This is a genomic window from Rhizorhabdus argentea, assembly GCF_037861105.1.
Taxonomy (GTDB): domain Bacteria; phylum Pseudomonadota; class Alphaproteobacteria; order Sphingomonadales; family Sphingomonadaceae; genus Rhizorhabdus; species Rhizorhabdus argentea.
Genome location: NZ_JBANFK010000054.1, coordinates 1 through 2448 on the forward strand (window position 1 = coordinate 1; position 2448 = coordinate 2448).

Here is a 2448-nt window from a genome sequence, read left to right on the forward strand (position 1 = left end):
ACCGCGATCCGCGAGGGCCATCTCGCGGGCGCGGCGGTCTGATCAACAAGGAGAGAGGCATAATGTCAGGCCAGAAAACAGTAGCCGTTCTATGTGCCAGCAGCCGCATGGGCCAGGCGCAGGTGCGCGAACTGCTTGCAAAGGGTCATGTGCCGCGCGCGATTTCGCGGACCAGCGACATCTTCGAACGCGACGAGTTTCGCGGCACGACCGTGGTGAGCGCGGATTTTTCCGATGTCGATGCGCTGGCCGCGGCTTTTGCCGGAACCGATGCGATCTTCAGCGCCATTCCATCGCTCGCTGGCGATAAGTCGGCGCACTATGCGCAGAACCTGGCCGATGCCGCCAAGCAGGCGGGCGTTCGCCGGATCGTCCATAATTCGATGATGTGGGCGCCCGATGAGCCGTGCGGTGAATATTATTACGATGGCATTCTGGCGCTGGAAGATATCGTCGCGGGCTCGGGTCTTGATGTCACCATCATCCGCCCGGTGCTGTTCATGGACAATCTGCTGACGCGCTTCGCCAAGCCCAATCTGGTCAATCATGGCCTCTACCGCTACTGTCAGCGGCCAGGCATGCTGGCGAACTGGATCGCCATGGACGATGTCGCGAAATTCGTGATGGCCGTCCTGACCCGTGACGACCTGATCGGCCGGCGCATCGCCGTCGGCGGCCCCGAAACCCTGGCGGTCGAGGAGGTTGTCGATATCCTGTCCGAGGCCCTGGGACGTCCGATCACCTATCAATATGAAGATCCCTATGAGTGGGGAGCACGGGTCCATGGGGAAGTAGGGCTCGAAGCGCTCATGCCGCGCGACATCTATGCGGACGCGATGGGCAGCTTCTACACCTTCAACAATGAATCACCGCTGCGCCCGTTCGAAGTGGATGCCAAGGCCCTGCTTGCGGAAATTCCCGTTCGCCTGATCACGCTGCGCGAATGGGCCGCCCGGCAGGACTGGTCGCCGGAAGCGGAAGAAGGAGTCGCTGTCGGCTCACTGTCGGGGTGAACATTCGACGAGTGCGCAGCGCAGATCAGCACCTCGCCAAAAGGAATTCGCGATGAAAAAGATGATCCTGTTTATCAAGAAGAAAGAGGGCATGGCCTTCGAGGATTTTCGCAATCACTATGAGAATGTCCATGTCCCGCTGTGCGGCGAACGGATCGGCCACCTGATCCAGGATTTCAGGCGCTATTATCCGCAAGACCTCAACAACCTCTACCATGGGCGGGCCGATGCGGATGCCGGCCATGAAGGCGGCACTTGCTATGACGCAATCGCCATCTACACCATCAAGGATGAGCAGGCTTTGGAAGAGCTTATCAGGATCGGCCAGGATCCCGAGTTCCAGCGGATCATCAGCGAGGACGAAGAGCGCTTTTGCGACCGCGCGGCCACGCGGGAAGGCGTCGCGGACGAGTTCTTCGGCTCAGGCCTGAACGGATAGGAAGCTGGCAACCCCGTGGCGTGCAGAACAGCAGGAGAGCCGTGGATCGGATCGGCCACCCTCTGGAACTCACCGCTATCGCTCGATCTACTCTAACTACCTTTCATTCTATCGGAGCCAGCCATGCCACGTATCGGAGTTCTCCTCAGCCAGCACGCTTATGATCTGGATGGAAAGGCGCTTTCGGCGCTGGCGACCTCGGTCGAGGCGCTGGGCTATGAAAGCGTCTGGCTGCTCGATTCCTTCAGCCGGGACCCTTTTCTCGCCGCCTCGTTCATTCTTGGCAGCACGACGACGTTGAAGGTCGGGACCGGCGTCGCCACCGTCTACAGCCGCGATGCGATGGCGGCGCAGCAGGCCCGCGAGACATTGTCCGAATATTATCCCGGCCGTTTCCTGATGGGACTGGGCGCGTCGAACGAATTTATCGTCAACATGCGCAAGGGGCAGTGGACCCCTCAGGTGCAGAAGATGTCGGCCTATCTCAAGGATATGGAAGAGGTGGAGCTTGCCCATCCGAAGCCTGCGGAACTCGCGCCGCTCCATATCGCGGCCCATGCGCCCGGACTGCAGAACCTGGCGCTCAAGCACGGCCAAGGCATCGTCACCTGGATCCTTCCGGTCGAAAATGTCCGTCAGGCGCGCGCCCATGTGGGACCGGAGCTTGAGGTGACCGCCAATTTCCCGGTCATCCTCAGCGAAGATCCCGCCGAAGCACGCAGGATCGCGCGGGCATTCATGACCTTCTATATCCCCATTGCCTATTATCAGGCGGCCTACTCCAAGATCGGTTTCGGGCCTGAGGATTTCGAAAAGGGCGGAAGCGATCGACTGATCGACGCGATCGTCGCCTGGGGAAGCCCTGAGAAGATCAAGGCGCGTGTCGACGAATATGCGGCCGCCGGAGCCTCGCGCATCGTCATCAATCCGATCCGCGCGGCGGAGGGCGAGCCTGTCGGCGGTGAGCGCGACGTCAATGCGGATTGGAACAGCCTG

General features: G+C 60.7%; 3 protein-coding genes. All 3 read left to right on the plus strand.

Annotation, left to right across the window (positions count from 1 at the left end; genetic code table 11):
• Positions 1-62 precede the first annotated feature (62 nt).
• On the plus strand, positions 63-1013 hold the full coding sequence (locus AAC645_RS20315; protein WP_340318399.1) for an SDR family oxidoreductase: 951 nt from the start codon (positions 63-65) through the stop codon (positions 1011-1013).
• A 52-nt stretch (positions 1014-1065) separates the two neighbouring features.
• Entirely contained in the window at positions 1066-1452 is a 387-nt protein-coding gene (locus tag AAC645_RS20320; protein WP_340318400.1) for an EthD domain-containing protein, read from the plus strand.
• Between the two features lie 123 nt (positions 1453-1575).
• Positions 1576-2448: LLM class flavin-dependent oxidoreductase (locus tag AAC645_RS20325; RefSeq protein ID WP_340318401.1), on the plus strand; the 873-nt coding region annotated here is incomplete at its 3' end.

Excerpts from the sequence above, each read along its gene's own strand:
- AAC645_RS20315 (WP_340318399.1), top strand. The coding sequence starts at position 63 with ATGTCAGGCCAGAAAACAGTAGCCGTTCTATGTGCCAGCAGCCGCATG.
- AAC645_RS20320 (WP_340318400.1), top strand. The coding sequence starts at position 1,066 with ATGAAAAAGATGATCCTGTTTATCAAGAAGAAAGAGGGCATGGCCTTC.